Source organism: Amycolatopsis sp. NPDC028719, from assembly GCF_055565395.1.
In genome coordinates, this window is record NZ_JBVHUL010000020.1 from 1 (window position 1) to 19277 (window position 19277).

At 70.2% G+C, this 19277-nt stretch carries 21 protein-coding genes and 1 pseudogene; 5 read left to right on the forward strand and 17 right to left on the reverse strand.

Features of this window, described 5'->3' with window-relative positions; all coding sequences use genetic code 11:
- Positions 1-1334, reverse strand: a pseudogene (locus ACZ4TR_RS48810) (type VII secretion protein EccC); the annotation flags it as partial.
- Between the two features lie 304 nt (positions 1335-1638).
- Between ACZ4TR_RS48810 and eccD the strand changes: the two are divergent.
- Together eccD and ACZ4TR_RS48820 are read left to right on the forward strand one after the other, a co-directional pair.
- Positions 1639-3003, forward strand: coding sequence for a type VII secretion integral membrane protein EccD (eccD, locus tag ACZ4TR_RS48815; RefSeq protein WP_364514517.1), 1365 nt, complete (start codon positions 1639-1641; stop codon positions 3001-3003).
- Positions 3004-3023: 20 nt separating this feature from the next.
- On the forward strand, positions 3024-4649 hold the full coding sequence (locus ACZ4TR_RS48820; protein WP_465296057.1) for a S8 family serine peptidase: 1626 nt from the start codon (positions 3024-3026) through the stop codon (positions 4647-4649).
- Between the two features lie 87 nt (positions 4650-4736).
- Here the strand turns inward: ACZ4TR_RS48820 and ACZ4TR_RS48825 are convergent, their stop codons facing one another.
- The 3 genes from ACZ4TR_RS48825 to eccB all read right to left on the reverse strand — a co-directional run bounded on the left by ACZ4TR_RS48825 (position 4737) and on the right by eccB (position 7888).
- Positions 4737-5864, reverse strand: coding sequence for a WXG100 family type VII secretion target (locus tag ACZ4TR_RS48825; RefSeq protein ID WP_465296059.1), 1128 nt, complete (start codon positions 5862-5864; stop codon positions 4737-4739).
- Complete coding sequence (locus ACZ4TR_RS48830; protein ID WP_465296061.1) at positions 5864-6181, reverse strand: hypothetical protein; 318 nt, start codon at positions 6179-6181, stop codon at positions 5864-5866. The genes ACZ4TR_RS48825 and ACZ4TR_RS48830 overlap by 1 nt, the downstream gene beginning before the upstream one ends.
- A gap of 66 nt (positions 6182-6247) precedes the next feature.
- Positions 6248-7888 carry a type VII secretion protein EccB gene (gene eccB, locus ACZ4TR_RS48835; protein ID WP_465296063.1) on the reverse strand — a complete coding sequence of 547 codons (1641 nt, stop codon included), beginning with the start codon at positions 7886-7888 and terminating at the stop codon, positions 6248-6250.
- A 250-nt stretch (positions 7889-8138) separates the two neighbouring features.
- Here eccB and ACZ4TR_RS48840 point away from each other — a divergent pair, with 250 nt between their 5' ends.
- Genes ACZ4TR_RS48840 through ACZ4TR_RS48850 form a run of 3 tightly spaced genes read left to right on the forward strand, consistent with a single transcriptional unit; the run spans position 8139 to position 10452 of the window.
- Positions 8139-8537, forward strand: a complete 399-nt coding sequence (locus ACZ4TR_RS48840; protein ID WP_465296065.1) for a hypothetical protein — start codon at positions 8139-8141, stop codon at positions 8535-8537.
- The gene (eccE, locus tag ACZ4TR_RS48845) at positions 8501-9736 is read left to right on the forward strand and encodes a type VII secretion protein EccE (protein WP_364514505.1); all 1236 of its coding nucleotides are present in this window, start codon (positions 8501-8503) and stop codon (positions 9734-9736) included. The genes ACZ4TR_RS48840 and eccE overlap by 37 nt, the downstream gene beginning before the upstream one ends.
- On the forward strand, positions 9733-10452 hold the full coding sequence (locus ACZ4TR_RS48850) for a hypothetical protein (RefSeq protein ID WP_284745407.1): 720 nt from the start codon (positions 9733-9735) through the stop codon (positions 10450-10452). Before eccE ends, ACZ4TR_RS48850 begins: the two co-directional genes overlap by 4 nt.
- Positions 10453-10538: 86 nt before the next feature.
- Here the strand turns inward: ACZ4TR_RS48850 and truA are convergent, their stop codons facing one another.
- From truA to ACZ4TR_RS48915, 13 genes are all read right to left on the reverse strand, one after another.
- Positions 10539-11366 (reverse strand): tRNA pseudouridine(38-40) synthase TruA, encoded by an 828-nt coding sequence (truA, locus tag ACZ4TR_RS48855; protein ID WP_465296083.1) that lies wholly within the window; start codon positions 11364-11366, stop codon positions 10539-10541.
- 73 nt (positions 11367-11439) lie between these two features.
- On the reverse strand, positions 11440-12000 hold the full coding sequence (rplQ, locus tag ACZ4TR_RS48860; RefSeq protein WP_364514502.1) for a 50S ribosomal protein L17: 561 nt from the start codon (positions 11998-12000) through the stop codon (positions 11440-11442).
- 44 nt (positions 12001-12044) lie between these two features.
- Entirely contained in the window at positions 12045-13115 is a 1071-nt protein-coding gene (locus ACZ4TR_RS48865; RefSeq protein ID WP_004558887.1) for a DNA-directed RNA polymerase subunit alpha, read from the reverse strand.
- Between the two features lie 106 nt (positions 13116-13221).
- Positions 13222-13827, reverse strand: coding sequence for a 30S ribosomal protein S4 (gene rpsD / locus ACZ4TR_RS48870; protein ID WP_364514499.1), 606 nt, complete (start codon positions 13825-13827; stop codon positions 13222-13224).
- Positions 13828-13850: 23 nt separating this feature from the next.
- Positions 13851-14258: a 30S ribosomal protein S11 gene (gene rpsK, locus ACZ4TR_RS48875; protein ID WP_004558885.1), complete on the reverse strand. Its 408-nt coding sequence runs from the start codon at positions 14256-14258 to the stop codon at positions 13851-13853.
- Positions 14259-14276: 18 nt separating this feature from the next.
- Positions 14277-14462 (reverse strand): hypothetical protein, encoded by a 186-nt coding sequence (locus ACZ4TR_RS48880; protein ID WP_364514497.1) that lies wholly within the window; start codon positions 14460-14462, stop codon positions 14277-14279.
- Positions 14459-14839, reverse strand: a complete 381-nt coding sequence (gene rpsM / locus ACZ4TR_RS48885; protein ID WP_034285908.1) for a 30S ribosomal protein S13 — start codon at positions 14837-14839, stop codon at positions 14459-14461. The genes ACZ4TR_RS48880 and rpsM overlap by 4 nt, the downstream gene beginning before the upstream one ends.
- Before the next feature lie 206 nt (positions 14840-15045).
- Complete coding sequence (gene rpmJ / locus ACZ4TR_RS48890; RefSeq protein ID WP_004558882.1) at positions 15046-15159, reverse strand: 50S ribosomal protein L36; 114 nt, start codon at positions 15157-15159, stop codon at positions 15046-15048.
- Positions 15160-15196: 37 nt separating this feature from the next.
- A complete protein-coding gene (gene infA, locus ACZ4TR_RS48895) occupies positions 15197-15418 on the reverse strand; it encodes a translation initiation factor IF-1 (RefSeq protein WP_004558881.1) in 222 nt (73 codons plus the stop codon).
- Positions 15419-15681: 263 nt separating this feature from the next.
- Positions 15682-16458 (reverse strand): type I methionyl aminopeptidase, encoded by a 777-nt coding sequence (map, locus tag ACZ4TR_RS48900; protein WP_364514494.1) that lies wholly within the window; start codon positions 16456-16458, stop codon positions 15682-15684.
- Positions 16459-16502: 44 nt separating this feature from the next.
- Positions 16503-17057, reverse strand: coding sequence for an adenylate kinase (locus ACZ4TR_RS48905; protein ID WP_364514492.1), 555 nt, complete (start codon positions 17055-17057; stop codon positions 16503-16505).
- A complete protein-coding gene (gene secY, locus ACZ4TR_RS48910) occupies positions 17054-18361 on the reverse strand; it encodes a preprotein translocase subunit SecY (protein ID WP_285482337.1) in 1308 nt (435 codons plus the stop codon). Before secY ends, ACZ4TR_RS48905 begins: the two co-directional genes overlap by 4 nt.
- Before the next feature lie 265 nt (positions 18362-18626).
- Positions 18627-19259, reverse strand: coding sequence for a LysE family translocator (locus ACZ4TR_RS48915; RefSeq protein WP_465296067.1), 633 nt, complete (start codon positions 19257-19259; stop codon positions 18627-18629).
- Positions 19260-19277: the final 18 nt, after the last annotated feature.

Consider the following 19277-nt stretch of genomic DNA (forward strand, 5'->3'; position numbering starts at 1 on the left):
GGACGCGGCCGCCACGCCTGCTGCACATCGAAAGTCATCGGGTCACCCGGGATACCGAGCAGCTCCAGCAGCGACGGGTTCGACAGCAGCGGCTCTTCGTCGCTGACGTCCTGCCCGGCCGCGCCGCCGACGCGGTACGGCGAGATCAGGCGGGCCAGCGACTCGGTCTCGACCAGGCTCAGGGTGTCCGGGCGGCCGAACCACTCGACGCCGCCGGCGCTGCGCGCACCGAGGCGGTCGGCTTCCACGACCAGCCGCAGGCCGCGGCGGGCGGCGAGGTTGCCGATCGAATCCGACAGGTCGACCAGCGTCACCCCGACCAGGCCTTCTTCAAGGATGATCTGCTCTTCGCGGGTGACTTCGGCGTCGTCGATGATGATCACGACGTGCGGCTGGTCCGGCGCCGGGGTGGCGTTGCGGGAGAAACGCTGCCGGTCACGCAGCTCTTCGTCGAGCCAGTTTTCGATCTGGGCCAGCGAGCCGGCCATCATGCGCAGCTGGCCGATACCGTCGGCCAGGGTCGGGTGCTGGGCGTGGGGAAGCCACTTCGCCCACTCCCACTCCTCCTTCGCCCGGCCCGCCGTCGCGACCGCGACCAGCACGTCGTCCGGGCTGTGGAAGGTGACCATCTGCGCGAGCATCGCGCGGGTCAGGCCGCGGGTCAGCGCGCGGTCGCCCTGCATGCTCACCGCGGCGAACCCGCGCAGGGTGATCTGCGTGGGCAGGTCCGGCACGATCGAGTGCGCGCGCACGAACCGGCGCAGCGCGAGGGTGGCGATCGGCTCCAGCTCGTCGACCGGGCCGGTCTGCGGCGGGACCAGCCGCGTCGCGAGGCGGTGCGAGCTGCGCCCGACGCGCAGGTGCAGGAAGTCCTGGTCGTTCTGGCGGCGTTCCCACATCCGGCGGCTGGCGGCCAGCGACCACAGCGACTGCGGGTCGGGGTGCACCCACTCGAGCGCGGCACGCTGGTCGACCATCGCCTCGCGGGCCCGGTCGCGCATCTGGCCCAGGTAGCGGAGGTAGTCCTTGCGGTCTTCGTCCATCTCGGCGCGCTTGGCGCCGCCGCCCTTGCCGCCACCGCCGGCCATCATCCCGAGCGTGCCGACGACCATCATGCCGCCCATGGCCATCATCATCGGGTTCCGGTTGCTGGCCTGGAACATGAAGACCATCATCCCGAGCGACGCGACGATCATGACGACCGGAAGCGCCTTCATGACGATGTTGCCGGGGATGACCCGGGGCACCTCGGGCGGCGGCTCGAGGTGCACCTCACCGCCCGGCGGGCGCGGTGCCGCCAGCCGCGGCGACTTCTTGAACTGCAGCGTGCTCATCGAAGGACCCCTCATTCAAACTCGACGATGGCGGCCACCGCTTGGTGCGCGAACAACCTATCGAACGCCGCGGGGGAATTCCGCCGGATGCCGGAACCCCCGTGAACGCTGCCCCATCCTCGCTCGGCGAGTGTACGGCCTGCCACCGACAGTAATGCCGCGTTCCGGGAGCTGACCTGCGGATGACGGTGAATTTCGGACGTTCGATGATGTCGGCACCGGGGTTCGGTATAAGTTCCCCCGGGAGCAGTCTCGACCGAGCGGGGGCAGTGCAGTGGCTACGGGCACGACAGTTTTCAGCAGGGTGACGGTCGTCGCACCCTCGACGCGGATCGACGTGGCGCTGCCCGCCGATGTCGCGGTGGCCGATCTGCTGCCGATGCTGCTGGACATGGCCAAGGAGTCGTCGCCGGACGGCGGGGCCCGCCACGGTGGCTGGGCGCTCGCCAAGCTCGGGGACGCCCCGCTCGACCCGAGCCGGACCCTGGCCTCGCTCGGCGTGGTCGACGGCGAACTGCTCCAGCTGCGCAAGCGCAACGAGAACCCGCCGCCGCCGCTGTACGACGACGTCGTCGACGCCATCGCGGAGTCCTCCCCCGACAGCTTCCGGCCCTGGACCAAGGAGACGGCGAACCGCTTCGGGCACGTCGCGGGCGGGCTGGCGCTGGTCGCCGCCGCGTTCGCGCTGTTCATGAGCGGCTCGCTCTACGGCGGCAACGCGCTGGGCGCCGCCATCGCCGGCGGCATCGGCGCGATCGCGTGCGTCGCGGTCGGCGCGACGCTCGCCAAGGCCTACAGCGCGGAAGCGACCGGGGTGCTGATCGCCGCGGCCGGCGGCCTGCCCCTGGCGTTCGTCAGCGGCTTCTACATCGTGCCCGGGCTGTCGATCCGGGCGAACCTGCTGCTCGGCGCGGTCCTCGTGATCATCGTCGCGTCGGTCTGCATCATGGTCATCGGCGCGGGCATCACGACCTTCATCGCCGCGGCCACCGCGGGCACGTTCGGCGGCTTGGCCTTCCTGTTCGGCACGCTCGTCGCGCACCCGGCGGCCGGGATAGCGGCCGGCACGGTCGCTGTCGCCCTCGCCTGCATCTCGATCCTGCCGCGCGCCACGATCTGGCTCGCGAAGCTGCCGCTGCCGCACGTCCCGGGCAGCGCGGAGGAGCTCAAGGAAGACTCGGGCTTCCCGGACTACCGGGCGATCGAGCGCCGCACGGCGATCGCGCACAACTACATGACCGGCCTGATGGTCGGCTGCGGCGTCACCGTCGCGGTGTCGGCGATCATCGCCGCGAGCGCGCCCGGCGCGTTCGGCATCATCCTGGGTGTCGTCGCGACGCTCGTGCTCCTCCTGCGCGCCCGCGCCTACGCGAACGGCAGCCAGGCGGTCGCCCTGCTCACCACGGGGCTCGTCTCGGCGACCGGGATCGCGGTCGGCTGGCTGTTCGCGGCGAGCGCGCAGAACCGCCTGCTCTACGTCTTCGGCATCCTGATCCTGCTGGCCGCGGGCGCGCTCGTGGTCGGCGTGATCTTCCCGAACCAGCGCTTCTCGCCGCCGCTGCGGCGCACGGTGGAGATCATCGAGGCGCTCTGCATCGCGTCGGTGCTCCCGCTCGCCCTGGGTGTGATGGACCTGTACACGACACTGCGGCACCTGAACTTCAAGTGACCGGATCGGGTGAATCTCGGATGGCAGTAGGACGGCGTTTCGGCGCCACCCGGCGGACCACGACCGCGTTGCTGACCGGCACGATCGGCTTCCTGTCCTCGGTGGCCGTCGCGGTGCCGGTCTGGGCGCAGCAGGCGCCCGCCGACGGCTACTTCGCGACGCCGCCCCCGGTGGACATGAGCAAGCTGCTCCCGGATTCGCGCCAGCCGGACAAGAAGTACAAGCAGTCGAAGGGCTGCGTCCAGCGCAGCACCCTCGGCCAGAACATCGTGCTCAAGTACCGGCCCTGGGGTCAGGACTACCTGCAGATCGCGAAGGCGCAGGAGATCGTCCGGGCCGCCACGAACGGCGGCGTCGGCCGGGGCGTCAAGGTCGCCGTCGTCGACACGGGCGTGACGAAGCACCCCTGGCTGCAGAACCTCCAGTCCGGCGGGGAGTACGTCCTGACGCCGAAGAACGCGCAGCCGGGACTCGAGGACTGCGACGGCCACGGCACCGAGGTCGCCGGCATCATCGCGGCCAAGCCGGACAACCCGGAGGTCGGGTTCGTCGGCGTCGCCCCGGACGCGACGATCGTGTCCTACCGCCAGCTGAGCGAGAACTACGAGCCCGACACCTCGACGTCGACGCCGCCGCCACCGAGCAGCAGTGGCACCCCGTCGTCGAGCACCAACCCGCCGACGGGATCGGAGTCTTCACTGCCGCCGAGCGGCGAGGGCGGTGGCGGCAGCGGGTCCGGTGACGGCGACCGGACGTCTCCCGGGCAGTCGAACGGCGGACGTCAGCTGGAGAAGGCCGGCACCGCGGGCACGCTGAAGACGCTGGCCGAGATCATCCGCGGCATCGCCGACCGCAAGGACGCCGACATCATCAACATGTCGGTCGACAACTGCCGCACGGCGACGGGGTCGATCACCGAAGGCGAGCAGCAGGTCCAGGCGGCGGTGCGCTACGCGGCGCAGGCAGGCATCGTGATCATCGCCGCCGCGGGCAACGCGACGGACACCTGCCCGCAGAACGACCAGCCGGACGCGAAGAAGCCCAAGACGATCGTGACACCGCCGTGGTTCGCCGACGACGTGCTGTCGGTCGGGGCGATCGACGAATCCGGCGGCGTGGCCCCGTTCAGCGTCCACGGCCCGTGGGTCGGCGTCGCCGCCCCGGGCACGAGGATCGTCTCGCTCGACCCCGCCGAAGGCTCCAACGGCCTGGCGAACCTGACGTTCGAAAGCGGCGACAAGGCCAGCGAAATCCAGGGAACGAGCTTCGCCGCGCCGTACGTCGCGGGCCTGGCGGCGCTGGTCAAGGCCAAGTACCCGAACCTCGACGGCAAGGGCATCGTCAACCGGATCAAGGAGACGGCCCAGCACCCCGCCGCTCCGGGCGGCCGCGACAACTTCGTCGGCTACGGGGTCATCGACCCGGTGGCGGCGCTGACCCAGAGCCTGCCGTCCGAGGTCGGGAACCAGGCGCCGATCCCGCCCCCGCAGCTGGCCCAGCTCCCGCCCGCGAACGACCGCAACTCGACCCCGATGATCGTGGCGCTGGCCGGCACCGGCGGCGGTGTTGTGGCGCTGCTGATCACGCTGTTCGTGATGCGCACGATCCGCCGCAACCGGCCCGCGGAGACCGCTTCCCGCCGCTGACGTTTCCCCGGCCCGCGGGCCGGGGAAACGGGTCGGTCCGGCACCGCACGCGGCTGACCGGAATCCGGTCCGCGAGCCGGGCCCGCATCACTTCTGCGGCGGCGCCGGCGGGTTCTTCTTCTGCTGCGCCGGATTCTCGTCCTCGCCGATGACCGGCGGCGCCACCAGGCCCGGCTCGCCCAGCAGCTCCGACGGCGTCGTCGTCGGGCGGGTCTTCGACTGGCGCCGGCCTTGGCCGCCGCCTCCGCCGAACGCTCCGAAGCCCATCATCGGCATCATCGGGACTCCGCCCGACGTGCTGTGGTCGTCCTGCGCCTGAGGTACCTGCTGCGGGGCCGCGCCGGCGGGTTGGGCGGCCTCCGGCGTGCCCGCCGCGGTGTGCTTCGGCTCCGCCGGGTCTCCACTCGCCGACGACGGCGTCATGACTTCGCCGGCACCGGCGTCCGCCGAAGCCGAAGCCGTCGGTTCCCCGGCGGCGGAGGCACTGCTCACGGCGTCGTCCCGCAGCCGGAACCGCTCCTCCGGGTACCGGTGCGCGATCTCGATGCTCCGGGCGGCCGCGTCGGGATCGTCGACGCCGTCGCAAAGCCGGTCGAACGCCTCGAGGACGTCCCGCGCGGTCTCGTACAGCGCCTTCGCCGACTCCTGCGTCTCCCCCAGCTGGACCCGCGCTCGCTTGGCGCCCCCGCTCGGCAGGGTCATCGTCTCGGAAATCAGGTCCGCGGCATCGACCAGCACCTCGACGAGGTCCACGACGACGTGGCGGAGCGTCGTCACCAGCTCGTCGAGCGCGCCGGCGAGGACGGTCAGCGCCTCCTGGACGTCGCCGCCCGCGGCGCCGATCTCGCGCATGTACGCGACGAACGCGTCGGCGTCCCGGCCCTCCCAGCCGCCGTCGAGCCGGCCGAGGCCCTCGTCGAGCCGGGCGGACACCTCGGCCGCGGCTCCGGCGGCCTGGCGCAGCCGCCCGGCTTCGGCGGCGAGGTCGCCCCAGCGGCCGATCAGCGGGCGGAAGTACGTCTCGACGGGATCGATCAGCCCGAGCTGGTGCGACACGTCGGTGAGGTACGCCAGGTACGGCTCGGCCGTGGCGGCGATCTCGTCGCCTTCCGCTTCCGGGGAGAAGGCCACCACGGGCGCGGCGGGCGCCGGGGCGGCCGGCTTGGCCAGCGGGTGCGGGATGGACTCCGTGGAGCCTTCCGGTTCGGCGAACATCATCCGACCTCACCAGCGCGCTTGATCAGCTCCGCGGCTTCGGCGTCCTGCCCGCTGTGGCGGACCGTGACGTGCCGCAGCGCCTCCGCGGCCGACTTCAGCGCCTCGGCGCCGTCGGTCAGCTGACGCCGCAGCGCGCCGGCCGCGCGGCCGTACGACTCACCGAGCCCGATCTGGGCCCCCAGCCGGCCGTAGGACTCGCCGGAAACGCCTTCGCCCCCCACGTCGGCCGCCGCCGCGTTCAGAGCGTCAGCGGCCTCCTCGGCCGTCCGGGCGTAGTCGGCGACGACCACGCCGTCCATCCTCAAGCCGGCCATGGCACCTCTCCGCTCACCAGAAGATCCATCGGGCGTGTGACGTTCGCGGCCGCCCGATGGTTCCGGTCAGCCGCCCGCCTGCGCGGCCGGGGCCGGGAACGAACCGGCGTTCGGGTCGATCGGCACCGAGTCGAACTGCTTGAGCACGTCCTGGGTGTTCAGCGAAGCCCCGGTCGGCAGCAGCCCGATGATCGCTTCGGGCGCGGGCTGCCGGTTGTTCAGGCCGATCGCGTCCGCGGTCGCGGCGTCCGGGACGCTGTAGCGGATGCCGCGGTCGGAGATCAGCTGGATCGCGCCCTTGCCGAAGCTGGCCTTTCCGGTCGCGGACTGGACCACCGCGCCGAAGCCGGGCTGGAGGTAGAAACCGTTGATCGGCACGCGGTTCGGGCCCGGCGTGGTGACCTTGGTCGTCGCGAACTTCGGGCCGTGGCTGTTCTGGCCCGGCAGCTGGGTGTCGATGTAGACCGAGGTGTGGCCGTCGCGGTTGTCGCCGTCGCCGACGACGGACCAGCCGAGGCAGGCGACCGCCGAGTTCTTCGTCGCGTCGAGGATCGTCGGGACCGAACGCGGGAAATCGTCGACCGGGATGTAGTCGGGGTCGCCGAGCCGCAGCACGCGGATGCCGGACAGCTTGTCGAGCCCGAGGGTCCGCAGCTCGCTCGCGCTGCCGTGCTTCGCGACGCGCATGACGTCGGCGACCGCCTGGGACACCTGCTGGATGCCGGTCGTGGTGATGGCCCAGTACTGCGGCTGCTCACCGGTGGGCTGGGTGGAGAAGACGTCGCCGGACTGCAGCCCGTCGAGGTCGGCCGGGGGCGCGCCGGCCGGGATCTGCGGCGGGGTCAGGCGCGGGACCTCGGGGATCGCGTTCAGCAGGCCCTGCGTGATCTTCCGCGGCTTCTGGTTCAGCAGCTGCAGAGCGGTCGGGACCGCGTTGTTCGAGTCGCCGGCGTCGATCTCGGCGCGGACGGTGTTGGCGTTCGGCCGGTTCTGCGTGCTCGGCAGGCGGTAGATCAGGTAGGTCTTGTCGTTGTCCGCCTTCGCCAGGAGCGCCTCTTTTTCCCCGAGCTCGGTGCCGAGACCGCTCGGGGCGACGCCGCCGAAGACGGACGTCTCGGTCTTGCCGATGTCCGGGTTCGGCTGCGTCGGGTCGAGCAGAACCTGGTCGCACACCGCCCAATTGGGGGTGATCCGCTGGGAATCCGTCGGGATCAGCTGCGGACCGTCCGGAATTCCGGTCAGTTTTCCGCGCGGAATGTCCTTCAGCTGATCGTCGGAAACGACAGTGGGATTCTTCACAGCCGCAGGGGCCGCCGCGGCCGGGGCGGCGGCCGGCGCGGCGCCGGGGTTGTTACCCGAGCTCGACTGCTTCTGCTGGGCCAGCAGGAGAAGCCGCGCCGAAGCGAGGTTGAACGTCGGGACAAGAGTCTTCGGGTTCCCCATCACCACGTAGACCGTGCCGGACTGCTCGCCGATCACGATGTTGCCGGCTTCCGGGACCGACGGGGCCGGGCTGAGCAGGCCCCAGACGACGAACACGATCATGCCGAGGGCGCCGAGCACCACTCCCACGATCGTGGCCCTCGTGTGGGTGCGCATCGGGTCGTGCAGCATCACGGCGTCGCGCCGGACCAGCGCCGACTGCATCCGGCGCAGGACGAACTTGTACGCCTGAACCTGAGACTTAGTCGTGGGTGTTGATGGCATTCTCGACCTACAGCTCTCCCCGTCGCGGTACGGTTCCGCAGGATAGCCGTACGGGGACCGTCTGGTGTGGGGTTTCTACCAACTCCGGCTAGGGTCGGATTCCCCGGGACCCGGCTTCCGGGTACGCAGCAAGCACGAGGGGAAGAGAAAGCGCGGATGTCCGTCACCACTCCTCCACGTCCGCCTGGCCCACCCGGGCCCCCGCCTTCCGGCCGCCCGCCCGGCCCGCCGCCGCGGCCCGGGAGACCCGGTGGCCCCGGCGGTCCGGGAGGTGTGCCGGGCGGCCCCGGAGGACCCGGAGGACCCGGTGGCGTTCCCGGCGGACCCGGTGGTGGGCCCGGCGGACCCGGCATGCCCCCGCGCGGACCCGGCGGCCCCGGTCCGGGTGGACCCGGTGGACGTCCCGGCGGCCCGGGTGGACCTGGTCCTGGTGGCCCCGGCGGTCCTGGTGGGCCGGGTGGCCCCGGTGGACCCGGTGGACCCGGTGGACCTGGTGGTCCCGGTGGTCCCGGTGGCGGCGGACCTGGCGGCCCGGGTGGCCCCGGCGGTCCCGGTGGCCCCCAGGGACCCGACGACAGCGGCCCCGCCACTCCCCCGCCGAGCCCGGTGCGGATGGTGCCCCCCGCGCGGCGCCGCTCGTCGGGCGTGAACCTCGGCCCGCTCCCCGTGGCGAACCTCGTCGTGCTCGAGGTCGGTCTCGCGGTCGGGCTCGTGCTGCTCGCCATCGACATGTCGATGAAGTACGTCGCGATCGGCGTCGTCGGCTTCGCCCTGATCGTCGCGCTGCTGCGCTGGCGCGGCCGCTGGTTCACCCAGTGGGTCGGGCTGACGATGCGCTACTCCTTCCGCTCCCACGACCGCGTCGCGGAGCCGCTGCCGCCGAGCACCGTCGAGGAGCTGGCGGCCGAAGAGACCACCGTGACCGGCCCGGACGACGCCCGCGTCAACCTGCTCCGGATCGCCGTGCCGGACCTCGTCGTCGCGCACGGCGTCGACCACGAGCGCCAGCAGGTCGGGCTCGCCTGGAACGACGGCACCTGGACGGCGGTGCTGCTCGTCGAGCCGACGCCGGCGCTGATCACCCAGGCCGGCGGCGCGCCGAGCCTGCCGCTCTCGGCGCTCGCGCCGTGCCTCGAAGACCGCGGGGTGGTCCTCGACTCGATCCAGATGATCTGGCACTGCTACCCGGGCAGCGCGGCGCTGCCGGCGGATTCGCCCGCGTTGAGCTCCTACATGGAGGTGCTCGGGCCGCTGCCCGCGGCGGCGCGGCGGACGACGTGGGTCGCGATCCGGCTCGACCCGAAGCGCTGCCCGGCGGCGATCCGGGAGCGCGGCGGCGGCGTCGTCGGCGCCCACCGCGCGCTGATCGGCGCGCTTTCGCGGGTGCGCAACGCGCTGGAGTCGCAGGGCGTGCCGACCCGGCCGCTCGACCCGGACGAGCTGCTGCGCGCGAGCATTTCGGCCGCGGAGCTGACGGCGGTCGCCGGTTCACCCAGCAAGGTGACGCTGCAGGAGCGCTGGTCCGGCGTGACCGCGGCCGGCATCGGCCACGCGAGCTACGCGATCACCGGCTGGCCGAAGGGCAAGATCGCGGGCAGCCTGAACGCGCTGACGAGCGTCCGCGCGCTGTCGTCGACGCTGGCGATGTCGATTTCCCCGGCGTCCGACGAAGGCAAGATCGGGCTGCGCGGCGTGGTCCGGCTGAGCGCGCGCAACCCGCGTGAGCTCGACGCCGCCGACCAGCGGCTGCAGGGGCTGTCCGAGCGGCTGGACGTGAACTTGACGCCGCTGCGCGGGCTGCAGGTCTCCGCCTTCGCCGCGACGCTGCCGATCGGAGGAACAGCATGAGCTCCCGCGTTCGTGACGCCGGGCAGAACACCGGTGTGGCGCCGGAGTTCACCGTCGACCCCGCGATGCTCGACGCGGTCAGCCCCTCCGGCGACCGCGGCGGCATCGTGCTCGGCTCGGGCCTGAAGGGCGAGCCGCTGACGATCTCGGCGCTGCGCTCGACGCCGACCCGCATCGTGCTGGTGGGCGGGCTGTACCTGGCCCGCCAGGTCGCGATGCGGGCGATGGCGGTCGGCGCGTGGGTCGTCGTCGCGACCGGGCGCCCGACCGAGTGGCAGGTGCTGTCCCGGGCGGCCGGCAGCCGCGACGGCCGTCCGTCGCCGCTGGTGCAGATCAGGCGGCTGTCGCCGGTCGAGCTGCCGCGGCCGTCGGAGGACGCGCCGCTGCTCGTGGTCACCGACGGCGGCCCGACCCCGCAGGACCTGTTCCCGCCGCGGTCGCCGTGGCAGACGACGGTGTACGTGCTGCCGTACCTGCACCCCCAGGCGGGCGTGACGGCCAACGCGGCGGACCTGGTGCTGATGCAGCGCCTCCCGGCCGGCCAGGCCGAGCTGGCGGGCCGCATCTGGAACCTGCCGCCGCAGATGATGCGCCAGCTGACGATGCTGAAGGACGACCAGGTGGTGGCCCTGGGCCGCAACCTGTGGCGGCCGCTGCGCCTGGTGACGACGGGCAAGGAGCAGCAGCTCCTGGGCCCCGTCCGCCGCGGCGACTGAGGTCCTCCGGCTCCTGCCAATGCCTCTGAAGGCCACCATGAGGGCATCTAGTGCCCTCATGGTGGCCTTCAGAGCGTTCGGGAGGCTCAGAACGTGGTGCGGACGTTGCGCGTCTGCTCCGCCCGGGCCGCCAGTTCGGCGTCCGGCGGGTAGTCCACCGCCGTCAGGGTGAGGCCGTGCGCGGGAGCCACCGCGCTGTCACGGACGCCGCTGGCCAGCACTTCCGCCGGCCAGTCACGTCCTCGCCGGCCGTCGCCCACCAGGAGCAGCGCGCCGACCAGGCTGCGGACCATCGAATGGCAGAACGCGTCCGCCGAAACCGCGACCTCCAGCAGGTGCTCGTCCACCCGCCGCCACTCCAGGCGCTGCAGCTCGCGGATCGTCGTGCCCGTGTCGCGCTGCTTGCAGTACGCCGCGAAGTCCTGCAGGCCCAGCAGGGAGGCCGCCGCCGCGTTCATCGCGTCCGTCGACAGTGGACGGTTCCACGCCAGGGTGTCGTGGCGGCGCAACGGGTCCACGCCCCACGGGGCGTCGGACACCCGGTAGCGGTAGTGCCGCCGCACCGCGGAGAACCGCGCGTCGAACCCCGGCGGGGCGACGCGGGCACCCAGCACCCGGACGTCGCCCGGCAGGAGGCGGTTCCAGCGCCCGGCCATGCGGGCCAGGTCGGGAATGCCCTCCGCGGACACGGGAATCCGCCCGGAAGGAGCCGAAAGCGGCACGACGTCGACGTGCACCACCTGGCCCGTCGCGTGCACCCCGGCGTCCGTGCGGCCCGCGACCACCACCGACTTGGGCACCGACGCCCCCGGCGGCTGCCGGTGCAACGCCTCTTCCAGAACACCCTGCACCGTGCGGCGCGCCGGCTGACGGGCCCAGCCCGAGAAGTCCGTGCCGTCGTAGGAGACGTCCAGGCGCAGACGAACGAGCCCGCCCTCCCCAGCGGGAGTGGCGGGCTCGTCCGGTGTCGAATCGGCCGTCAGGACGTCAGTCCTTCTTGGCGTCCGCGTCCGCGTCGTCCGAAGCCGGGGCCTCGGTCTCGGCGGCGGTGTCCTCGGCCTTGGCCTCCTCGGCAGCCGGAGCCTCCTCGGCGGCAGGCGCCTCGGTGGTCTCCTCGGCAACCGGAGCGGCGGCCTTCTCGTCCTTGGCGAACTTGGTCTTGCGCGCGCGCTCGGCCTCGCTCGTCACGGTCTTCTCGGGCACCAGTTCGATGACCGCCATCTTGGCGTTGTCGCCCTTGCGCGGCATCGTCTTGGTGATCCGGGTGTAGCCACCGTCGCGCTCCGCGAAGTGCGGACCGATCTCGGCGAACAGCTTGTGGACGACGTCCTTGTCACGGACGACGCGCTGCACCTGACGACGGTTGTGCAGGTCGCCCCGCTTCGCCTTGGTGATCAGCTTCTCGGCCAGCGGACGGACCCGCTTCGCCTTCGCCTCGGTCGTCGTGATCTTGCCGTGCTCGAACAGCTGCGTGGCCAAGTTGGCCAGGATCAGCCGCTCGTGCGCGGACGACCCGCCGAGCCGGGCTCCCTTGGTAGGGGTGGGCATTGGTTCTCCTACTAGTTCAGCTCGCAGCGTCCAGGCACAGAGCCCTAGAGCTGCTCGGTCTCTGCGTAGTCCTGGCCATCGTCGTGGCCGTCCGAAATCCCGTCGGCGATGCCACCGACACCCTCCGACCAGCCTTCACCGTCGTAGCTGGCGGCAGCCGCGGTCGGGTCGAACCCGGGCGGGCTGTCCTTCAGCGCGAGGCCGAGACCGACGAGCTTGAGCTTGACCTCGTCGATCGACTTGGCGCCGAAGTTGCGGATGTCGAGCAGGTCCGCCTCGCTGCGCGAGACCAGCTCGCCCACCGTGTGGATGCCCTCGCGCTTGAGGCAGTTGTACGACCGGACGGTGAGGTCCAGGTCCTCGATCGGCATCGCGTAGGCAGCGATGGTGTCCGCTTCCTGCGGCGACGGGCCGATCTCGATGCCCTCGGCGTCGACGTTCAGCTCGCGGGCGAGACCGAACAGCTCCACCAGCGTCTTGCCGGCCGACGCGACCGCGTCACGCGGCGTGATCGACGGCTTGGTCTCGACGTCCAGGATCAGCTTGTCGAAGTCGGTGCGCTGCTCGACACGGGTGGCCTCGACCTTGTACGTCACCTTGAGCACCGGCGAGTAGATCGAGTCGACCGGGATCCGGCCGATCTCCGCGCCCGCCTGCTTGTTCTGCAGGGCCGGAACGTAACCGCGGCCGCGCTCGACGACGAGCTCGATCTCGAGCTTGCCCTTGCCGTTCAGCGACGCGATGTGCAGATCCGGGTTGTGCACGGTGACACCCGCCGGCGGCACGATGTCGGCCGCCGTGACCTCACCGGGGCCCTGCTTGCGCAGGTACATGGTGACCGGCTCGTCCTCTTCCGAGGACACCACGAGCTCCTTGAGGTTCAGGATGATGTCGGTGACATCTTCCTTCACCCCCGGAACGGTGGTGAACTCGTGCAGCACGCCGTCGATGCGGATGCTCGTCACGGCCGCGCCCGGGATGGACGACAGCAGCGTGCGCCGCAGCGAGTTGCCGAGCGTGTAGCCGAAGCCGGGCTCCAGCGGTTCGATGGTGAACCGGGAGCGGGTCTCGTTGACCGTCTCTTCGCCGAGAGCCGGCCGCTGGGAAATCAGCATTTCTTCCTAATTCCTTTCCAGACGACGCCCGCCATATGACGTCGCAGGGATGGCGCGGCGGCGGCGCACCTGTTGCGCCGCCGCCCGTAACCCAGCCGGGGCCGGACTACTTCGAGTAAAGCTCGACGATCAGCTGTTCCTGGACCGGAACATCGATCTGCGCACGCTCCGGCAGCTGGTGGACCAGCACGCGGAGGTTGGACTGGACGACCTGCAGCCACGCCGGGATCGGGCGGTCGCCGTAGGACTCCTTCGCCACGACGAAGGGCAGCATCGAGAACGACTTCGGCCGCACGTCGATGATGTCCCACTTCGAGACCTGGAAGGACGGGACGTTGACCTTCGTGCCGTTGACCAGGAAGTGGCCGTGGCTCACCAGCTGACGCGCCTGACGGCGGGTGCGGGCGATGCCGGCGCGGTAGATCACGTTGTCCAGGCGGGACTCGAGGATCTGCAGCAGGTTCTCACCGGTCTTACCGGGACGCCGGACGGCTTCCTTGTAGTACCGGACGAACTGACGCTCGAGAACGCCGTAGGTGTAGCGAGCCTTCTGCTTCTCCTGCGACTGCAGGAGGTACTCGGACTCCTTGATGCGCCCGCGGCCGTGCTGGCCCGGCGGGTAGGGGCGACGCTCGAAAGCCTGGTCGCCGCCGATGAGGTCAACCTTGAGGCGACGCGAGATACGCGTCGCGGGGCCGGTGTAACGAGCCATTTCTTCTTACTCCTCCCCGTTCCTCAGACCCGGCGCCGCTTGGGCGGGCGGCAGCCGTTGTGAGGCTGCGGGGTCACGTCCTGGATGGTGCCGACCTCGAGGCCGGCCGCCTGCAGCGAGCGGATCGCCGTCTCGCGGCCCGAACCCGGGCCCTTCACGAAGACGTCGACCTTCTTCATGCCGTGCTCGGCGGCCTTGCGGGCGGCGTTCTCGGCGGCCATCTGCGCGGCGAACGGGGTGGACTTACGGGAGCCCTTGAAGCCCACGTGACCACTCGACGCCCACGCGATCACGGCACCGGTCGGGTCCGTGATCGAGACGATGGTGTTGTTGAAGGTGCTCTTGATGTGCGCGTGACCGTGCGCGACATTCTTCTTTTCCTTGCGGCGGACCTTCTTGGCCCCGGCCGCAGTACGAGACTTCGGTGGCATGTTGTGAGGGATCTCCTGTTAGCGCGCGTTCTCTTGGTGAGCGGCGACCGCTTCGGCCTGTCCGCGCCGGATGATCGAACCGGCGTCGGTGTACAGGTTGCGGAGCGCCATCGGGCGGGCGTAGAGCGCCTTGGGCGAGACACAAGCCGAGCCGCGGCGCCGAGCGCCACCCATCTGCACGACCTTCTTGCCCTGGACGCTCACTTCTTGCCAGCCTTCTTCTTGCCGGCGACCGTCTTCTTCGGACCCTTGCGGGTACGGGCGTTGGTCTTCGTGCGCTGACCACGGACGGGAAGTCCGCGGCGCCAGCGAAGGCCCTCGTAGCACCCGATCTCGATCTTCCGACGGATGTCGGCGTTCACCTCACGGCGAAGGTCACCCTCGACCTTGAAGTTCTCTTCGATGTAGACACGCAGCTTCGCGAGGTCGTCATCGCTGAGGTCTTTGACGCGGGTGTCCGCGTTGAGCTCGGCAGCCTTGATGAGCTGCTTCGAGCGGGTACGGCCGATGCCGTAGATGTAGGTAAGCGCGATCTCCAACCGCTTTTCGCGGGGGAGGTCTACGCCAGCGAGTCGTGCCATTGGCGTTGATGCTCCTTCTTCGGTTTCATCTTCAGGTCTGCTCCCCGTCCGGTTCCGGGACCGACTCGCCTGTCGTGCCCTCGGCTTGCGCTTCGGGTGTCCCGGCCCCGGCCTGAAGCCCGGGGGTGAACCGGTTCACTCGCGTGAACCGGCAGGTGCGGGGAGGTTGTGTAGCCGTCAATCCACTCTGGTCGAGTGCTGGGTAATCAGCCCTGCCGCTGCTTGTGCCGCAGGTTCTCGCAGATCACCATGATCCGGCCGTGGCGGCGGATCACCTTGCACTTGTCGCAGATCTTCTTGACGCTCGGCTGGACCTTCACGTCTTCTGCTCTCCTGCTTCTGAGCTGCTCTTCGTGATCACTTGTAGCGGTAGACGATGCGACCACGAGAGAGGTCGTAGGGCGAGAGCTCCACGACAACCCTGTCCTCGGGCAGGATGCGGATGTAGTGCTGCCGCATCTTGCCGCTGATGTGTGCCAGGACCTTGTGACCGTTCTCCAACTCGACGCGGAACATCGCGTTGGGGAGCGGCTCGACTACGCGGCCTTCGACCTCGATGGCCCCGTCTTTCTTCGCCATGTCCTCCGCATTTCCTGTCGGTATCGTCTGTCGCCACACCTGATCAACTCGAGCACTAGTGCTGGGTTGGGTGTTGCGTGGCACACTGGTGCCCGGCTCCCTCAGACCGTGAATTCACGAGCGCGCAGGATCCGGGCGCGATAAGTGCGCCGACTTGACAGTGTACGCATGTCGTGTCGCGACCCCCAAACCGGGGGTGACCATGCTAAAGGACCGTGCAGGTGGACGTGACGACGATCACCACAGACGAGTGAACGCGCAGGTCAGGAGCCTTCCGGAGCCGTCAGAACCCAGGGACCGTCGTCGGTGATCGCGACGGTGTGCTCCCAGTGGGCCGCGCGGGAGCCGTCGGCCGTGACGACCGTCCAGCCGTCGTCCAGCTCGCGGGTCTCGCCGCCGCCACCGGTCAGCATCGGCTCGATCGCCAGGGCCATGCCCGCCTTCAGCCGCGGGCCCTTGCCCGGCTTGCCGATGTTCGGCAGGAACGGGTCCATGTGCATCTGGCGGCCGATGCCGTGGCCGCCGTACTCGACGATCATCCCGTACTCGATGCCGTCGTCGCGGCCCGCGCGTTCGGCGGCCGACTGGACGGCGTAGGAGATGTCGGTCAACCGGCCGCCGGCGCTGACCGCCTCGATGCCGGCCCACATCGCCGCTTCGGTCGCCGCGGACAGCGCCAGGTCGGCGCCGGAGACGTCACCGATGGCCAGCGTGACGGCGGAGTCGCCGTGCCAGCCGTCGAGGATCGCCCCGCAGTCGACGGAGATGATGTCGCCGTCGGCCAGCACCTGGGTCTTCGCCGGGATGCCGTGGACGATCTGCTCGTTCACCGACGCGCAGATCGAGGCCGGGAAGCCGTGGTAGCCCTTGAAGGACGGCACCGCGCCGGCGTCCCGGATCGTCTGCTCGGCCAGCTCGTCGAGCTCGGCCGTGCTGACCCCCGGCTTCGCGGTGGCGCGGACGGCCGCCAGCGTGCGGGCGACGACGAGCCCCGCGGCCCGCATCGCCTGCAGCTCGTCCGGGGTCTTGACCTCGATCATGCGCCCACGGCGGAGCACTTGCAGAACACGCAACCCTCCGAGATTCACGTGCGGTCGCGCAGCGCTTTCAGCACCCGGCCGGAGATCTCCTCCACGCTGCCGACGCCGTCGACGGTCACCAGGATGCCGGCGTAGTACTCGAGCAGCGGCGCGGTGTCCGACACGTAGATCTGCTGGCGCCGGCGGATGACCTCTTCGGTGTCGTCCGCGCGGCCGCGGGACATGAGGCGCCCCACGACGACGTCCTCCGGCACCTGCAGCTGGATCACGGCGTCGAGCGAGACGTCGGCGTCGCCGAGGATCTCGCCGAGGACCTCGGCCTGCTTGGTGTTGCGGGGGAAGCCGTCGAGCAGGAAGCCGGCCTTCGCGTCCGGCTCCGCCAGCCGCTCGCGGACCATTTCGTTCGTCACCGAGTCGGGCACGAGCTCGCCCGAGTCCAGGTAGCGCTTGGCTTCCTGGCCCAGCGGGGTCTCCTGGCCGACGTGCGCGCGGAACAGCTCACCCGTGGAGATGTGCGGGACGCGCAGCTGCTCCGACAGCGCCACCGCCTGCGTACCTTTGCCCGCGCCGGGCGGACCCACGAGAACCAGCCGCGTCACTTCAAGAACCCTTCGTAGTTGCGCTGCATCAGCTGGCTTTCGATCTGCTTCACGGTGTCGAGCCCGACACCGACCATGATCAGCACAGCCGTGCCACCGAACGGGAAGTTCTGGTTGTTCCCGCTACCGGTCACCGACAGGAAGAAGTTCGGAAGGATCGCGATGATGCCCAGGTACAGCGAACCCGGAAGGGTGATCCGGCCGAGCACGAAGCTCAGGTACTCCGCGGTCGGGCGGCCCGGGCGGATGCCCGGGATGAACCCGCCGAACTTCTTCATCTCTTCCGCACGCTCGTCCACGTTGAACGTGATCGTGATGTAGAAGTACGTGAAGAAGATGATCAGCGCGAAGTACAGCGCGATGTGCACCCAGCTGGACTGGTTCACGATGTAGTTCTTGATGAAGACCTGCCAGCCGGAGTTGGCGTTCTGGTCGCCGACGAGGCGGCTGATCAGGTCCGGCAGGTACAGCAGGGACGACGCGAAGATGACCGGGATGACGCCGGCCTGGTTCACCTTGATCGGCAGGTAGGTCGACGTGCCGCCGTACATCCGGCGGCCGATCATGCGCTTGGCGTACTGCACCGGGATCCGGCGCTGCCCCTGCTCGACGAAGATGACGCTCGCGATGATCACCAGGCCGAAGACGCAGATCATCGTCAGCGCGACGCCACCGCCGTTGCTGAGGATGTTGCCGCCCTCGACCGGGATGCGCGCGGCGATGTTCAGGAAGATCAGGACGGACATGCCGTTGCCGACACCGCGCTCGGTGATCAGCTCACCCAGCCACATCATGACGGCGGTGCCCGCGGTCATGGTGATCACGATGATGGCGAGCGAGTAGACGCTGTTGTCCGGGATGATCGGCTGGTCGCAGTCCGGGAAGAGCTGCTTGCGGTCCGCGAGCGCGACCACGCCGGTGGCCTGCAGGATCGCCAGCGCGACCGTCAGGTACCGGGTGTACTGGGTCAGCTTGCCCTGGCCGGACTGGCCTTCCTTCTTCAGCTCCTCGAACCGCGGGATGACCACGGTCAGCAGCTGGATGATGATGCTCGCCGTGATGTACGGCATGATGCCGGTCGAGAAGAGCGACAGCTGCAGCAGCGCACCGCCGCTGAACAGGTTCAGCAGCTGGTAGACGCCTTCCTGCTGCGCCTGGGAACTACAGGCCTGGACCGCCCCGTAGGAGATCCCGGGTGCCGGAATGGTCGCACCGATTCGGTAGACCGCGACGATGGCTAGCGTGAACAGGATCTTCTTGCGTAGATCCGGCGTCGCGAGAGCCGAGCGGAAGGCGCTGAACACGCGGGGGACCTCCTCGGCGTCGTCGGCCGTCCTCAACCGACGATCGGCTTGGCCGGCACGGTGGCCGGCGGGAACACACAGCACTACTGGCACGCAAGCCAGGAACGCTTCGGGGCACACTCGTCCCGAAGCGTGTCGCCGACTCTAACAGCTTCACAGGGCGTGTCCGCAGTCCGTGTGCGTTTTCCGTACCAAGGTTGCTCCGGCGGGTTGATCCACATCGCCGACTCGGCCGTATTCCTTGACACACGAGGGCAAGATCGGGTCAGGCACTCGACGTCGCGAGGACGCCGGCCAGCCCGACGAGCACCACGCCGGTGCCGCGGTCGACGTTGCGCCGGGCCCGCCGCGTGAGCTCGATCGACTTCACCGCGGCGCCGACGCCGACATACACGGAGCCGGCCAGGAACTCGGCCAGCAGGTAGACCGCGCCCAGCAGCGCGATCTGGGCCGGAAACGGCCCGTGAGCTGCGTCGATGAACTGCGGGACGAACGCGGTGAAGATGAGGATCGCCTTGGGGTTGGTGATCGCGACGCCGAACTCCTTGCGCGCGACGCGCCACGCCGACGCCGGTTCGGTGCTGGTCCGGGCGGCTTCGGCCGCGTCGCCGTTGCGCCGGATGGTGGACCACAGGATCCGCACGCCGAGGTAGAGCAGGTAGGCGACGCCGGCCCACTTGATGATCGTGAGGGCGGTCTCGGACGCGGCCAGCAGCTGCCCGAGCCCGGCCGCCACGGCCGTGATCAACAGGGTGAACGCGGCCAGCCGGCCGGCCAGCCCGGCGAGGCCACGGCGAACACCGTGCGTCATCCCGTGGTGGAGACCCAGCAGGTTGTTCGCCCCTGGCGTAAGCGCGATGAGCACGGACGCCCCGAAGAAGACCAGCAGCCACGACATGGTTCTCACGGTAGCCGC